4 protein-coding genes are annotated in these 4,066 nt (G+C 68.9%); 3 read left to right on the top strand and 1 reads right to left on the bottom strand.

The genetic code is table 11. The features are described from left to right. Positions 1-801, bottom strand: an 801-nt coding sequence (locus H0X00_RS22250) for an IclR family transcriptional regulator (protein WP_367186733.1), incomplete at its 3' end; no start/stop codon positions are given. 106 nt (positions 802-907) lie between these two features. On the opposite strand from H0X00_RS22250, the gene leuC reads away from it, so the two are divergent. The 3 genes from leuC (at position 908) to H0X00_RS22235 (ending at position 4,007) form a co-directional block, all read left to right on the top strand. Continuing rightward, positions 908-2,320: a 3-isopropylmalate dehydratase large subunit gene (gene leuC, locus H0X00_RS22245; RefSeq protein ID WP_293774946.1), complete on the top strand. Its 1,413-nt coding sequence runs from the start codon at positions 908-910 to the stop codon at positions 2,318-2,320. 10 nt (positions 2,321-2,330) lie between these two features. After that, positions 2,331-2,942, top strand: a complete 612-nt coding sequence (gene leuD, locus H0X00_RS22240; protein WP_293774944.1) for a 3-isopropylmalate dehydratase small subunit — start codon at positions 2,331-2,333, stop codon at positions 2,940-2,942. A gap of 270 nt (positions 2,943-3,212) precedes the next feature. Continuing rightward, the gene (locus H0X00_RS22235) at positions 3,213-4,007 is read left to right on the top strand and encodes an HU family DNA-binding protein (protein WP_293774942.1); all 795 of its coding nucleotides are present in this window, start codon (positions 3,213-3,215) and stop codon (positions 4,005-4,007) included. The last annotated feature ends 59 nt before the right edge of the window (positions 4,008-4,066 follow it).

Here is a 4,066-nt window from a genome sequence, read left to right as displayed (position 1 = left end):
GCGGGCCCCGGGCCGGCCCGGGCGCGCGGGTCGTCGGCCGACAGGTCGCGTCGGCGCTCGCTCGGTCGTCCCTGCCGGTTCGACGCCGGCCGCGCGACGCAACACCTCGGTCAGTTTGTCCGCGGCGGCGCACACCGCGGCGGCGTGCAACCGGCCCGGCTGCCGGCTCAGGCGGTCTATCGGACCGGAGACCGACACCGCGGCGACCACCCGGTTGTTGGGTCCGCGCACCGGCGCCGACACCGAGGCCACCCCGGCCTCGCGCTCGGAAACGCTCTGCGACCACCCTCGGCGGCGGACCGCAGCCAGTGTGGTGGCTTCGAACCGTGCGCCCTGCAGACCCCGGTGCAACCGCTCCGGCTCCTCCCAGGCAAGGAGGACCTGGGCGGCTGAGCCGGCGCTCATCGGCAGCGAACTCCCCACCGGGACGGTGTCGCGCAGGCCCGACAACCGTTCGGCCGCGGCGACGCAGATGCGGTGCTCACCCTGACGTCGGTACAGCTGCGCGCTCTCCCCGGTGATGTCGCGCAGATGCGCCAGCACGCCGGCGGCGGCGGCGAGCAACCGGTCCTCACCGGCCGCGGCGGACAGCTCGGCCAGCCGCGGGCCGAGCACGAACCGACCCTGCATGTCCCGGGCGAGCAGGCGATGATGCTCGAGCGCGACGGCCAGTCGGTGCGCGGTCGGCCGGGCCAGCCCGGTTGCCGTCACCAGGGACGCCAACGTCGCCGGGCCGGATTCCAGTGCGTTGAGCACGGCTGCGGCCTTGTCCAGCACGCCAACTCCGCTGGCATCGACCATCGCCGGTGAGCTAGTGTTGTCCATAACTTGATACTGTCGTCTCGCATAGTGAGATGCAAGGTGGACGGCGGAGTCATTCGAAAAACCTGCTGCGGAGGAGGACGCCATGGGACGAACCCTGGCGGAGAAGATCTGGGACGCGCACGTCGTTCGTCGTGCCGAGAACGAGCCTGATCTGATCTACATCGACCTGCACCTCGTCCACGAGGTGACCAGCCCGCAGGCCTTCGACGGCCTGCGGGCCGCCGGCCGCCCGGTCCGTCGCCCGGACCTCACGCTGGCCACGGAGGACCACAACACCCCGACCTTGGACATCGACAAGCCGATCGCCGACCCGGTCTCCCGCACCCAGATCGAGGCGCTGCGCCGCAACGCGGCCGAGTTCGGTGTCCGGATCCACTCGCTCGGCGACATCGACCAGGGCATCGTGCACGTCGTCGGACCGCAGCTCGGGATCACCCAGCCCGGCATGACGATCGTCTGCGGCGACAGCCACACCTCCACCCATGGCGCGTTCGGTGCCCTCGCCTTCGGCATCGGCACCAGTCAGGTCGAGCATGTGCTCGCGACGCAGACGCTGCCGCTGGACCCGCCCAAGACGATGTCCGTGACCGTTGACGGCACGCTGCCCCCGGGTGTGACGGCGAAGGACATCATCCTGGCCGTGATCGCCCAGATCGGCACCGGCGGCGGGCAGGGCTACGTCATCGAGTACCGCGGCGAAGCAATCCGCGCGTTGTCGATGGAGGGCCGTCTCACGGTCTGCAACATGTCGATCGAAGCCGGCGCCCGCGCCGGCCTGGTCGCGCCGGACGACGTCACCTTCGACTACGTGAAGGGCCGTCCGCACGCCCCCGCCGGCGCGGAGTGGGACGCCGCCGTCGCGGCCTGGCGTGAGCTCTACACCGACGACGACGCGACCTTCGACAAGGAGGTCACCCTCGACGCCTCGGCCCTCACGCCGTTCGTCACGTGGGGGACCAACCCGGGGCAGGGCGCACCGCTGGGTGCGAACGTGCCGGACCCCGCGACGATCGCGGACGAGAGCGAGCGGACCGCTGCCGAGCGCGCCCTGGAGTACATGGGCCTGACGGCGGGGCAGTCGCTGCGCGACATCACCGTCGACACCGTCTTCCTCGGCTCGTGCACCAACGGCCGGATCGAGGACCTGCGGGCGGCCGCCGAGGTGCTCCGCGGTCACCAGGTCGCCGAGGGGGTCCGGATGCTCGTCGTTCCCGGTTCGGCGCGCGTGCGACTGCAGGCGGAGTCCGAAGGTCTGGACACCGTCTTCAAGGAGGCGGGCGCCGAATGGCGCTTCGCGGGCTGCTCGATGTGCCTCGGAATGAACCCGGACACCCTCGCGCCGGGGGAGCGCAGCGCCTCGACCTCCAACCGCAACTTCGAGGGCCGGCAGGGCACGGGCGGGCGCACGCACCTGGTATCGCCGCTGGTCGCAGCAGCGACGGCGGTCACCGGCCACCTGTCCGCCCCCGCCGATCTCGCCGACGTGGAGCAGTGAGGAGATGACGATGGAAGCCTTCATCACGCACACCGGGCGGATGGTCCCGCTGCGTCGCAGCAACGTCGACACCGACCAGATCATCCCCGCGGTCTATCTCAAGCGGATCACCCGCGACGGATTCGAGGACGGCCTGTTCTCGGCCTGGCGTAATGACCCGGAATTCGTTCTGAACGCGCCGGAGCGCGCAGGCGCGACGGTTCTTGTCGCCGGACCGGACTTCGGCACCGGTTCTTCCCGCGAGCACGCGGTCTGGGCGTTGCAGAACTACGGATTCAAGGCCGTCATCTCCCCGCGCTTCGCCGACATCTTCCGCGGCAACTCGCTGAAAGGCGGTCTGCTCACCGTCGAACTGTCGCAGGACATCGTCGACAAGCTCTGGGAAGCGACCGAGAAGGACCCGCAGATCGAGGTGACGGTCGACCTGCAGACCCGCACCGTGTCGTGCGCAGACCTCGTCGTGCCCTTCGACATCGACGACTACACGCGTTGGCGTCTGCTCGAGGGCCTCGATGACATTGGTCTCACATTGCGCCACGAAGGTGACATCGGCACTTTCGAGTCAAATCGCCCACTGCACCTGCCGAAGGCGTTGCCGATCGCTGTGGGCGGCACGACGTAGCGAGCACGTTCGAGGTGCACAAGACCCTCGAAACCCTTATTGCGTAAGGGAATCGGGGGTCTTGTCGTTTCAGCGTCGGGGTGCGCGCACGGCGTGCTGCGTGCTCGAGTGGGCGTCACAAAGCTCGCTCCACTACCTCAACGCAAACGAAAACGCGTTGCGACACAACGAGGATTCGATAGCTAGGTGATTGTTTACACGGCCTGAGGGGCCTAACTTCTCCGTTGAGCCGGGCCTAGTGGTGCCCGTATCCGGCGTCGGAGGGACGCAATGAATAAGACGCAGCTGATCGATGAGCTGGCTACCAGATTCAGTGGCAACAAGAAGGCGGCTTCGCAGGCTCTCGACGCCGTCGTCGACACCATCACCCGTGCAGTTGCCCGTGGCGAGAAGGTCGGCATCACCGGGTTCGGTGTGTTCGAGAAGGTCGAGCGTCCCGCTCGAATTGCTCGCAACCCAGCCACCGGTGCTCAGGTGAAGGTGAAGAAGACCGCGGTTCCGCGCTTCAAGGCGGGCACCGGCTTCAAGGATGTCGTGAGCGGGGCCAAGAAGCTTCCGGCCGTCACCGTTTCCGCCATCGAGGCCGTCGCCGAGACCGCCAAGGCCTCGCCGACGGTGAAGCGGGTCGCGGCGGCTGTCGCGAAGAAGGCCCCGGCGAAGAAGACCGTGGTCAAGAAGGCCGTCGCCAAGAAGGCTCCGGCCCGCAAGGCTGCTCCGGCCAAGAAGGCTGCGGCCAAGAAGGCCGTCACCAAGAAGGCCGCCCCGGCGAAGAAGGCTCCGGCCAAGAAGGCTCCGGCGAAGAAGGCTCCGGCCAAGAAGGCGCCGGCGAAGAAGGCGCCGGCCAAGAAGGCGCCGGCGAAGAAGGCCGCCGCCAAGAAGGCTCCGGCCAAGCGCGCTCCTGCGAAGAAGGCCCCGGCCAAGAAGGCCGCCGCCAAGAAGGCCCCGGCCAAGAAGGCCGTCGCCAAGAAGGCCCCGGCCAAGAAGGCCCCGGCCAAGAAGGCTCCGGCCCGCAAGGCCCCGGCCCGCAAGGCCCCGGCCCGCAAGGCCCCGGCCAAGAAGGCCTGATTTTTCCAGGGTCCACCTGCACCTGCGCACCACCACAGCGCCGTCCGGCCCCTACGGGC

This window comes from Sporichthya sp. (assembly GCF_013815995.1).
Classification (GTDB): Bacteria; Actinomycetota; Actinomycetes; order Sporichthyales; family Sporichthyaceae; genus Sporichthya.
The sequence above is the reverse complement of the archived record's forward strand: the minus strand, read 5'-3'. Positions and strand labels throughout refer to the sequence as shown.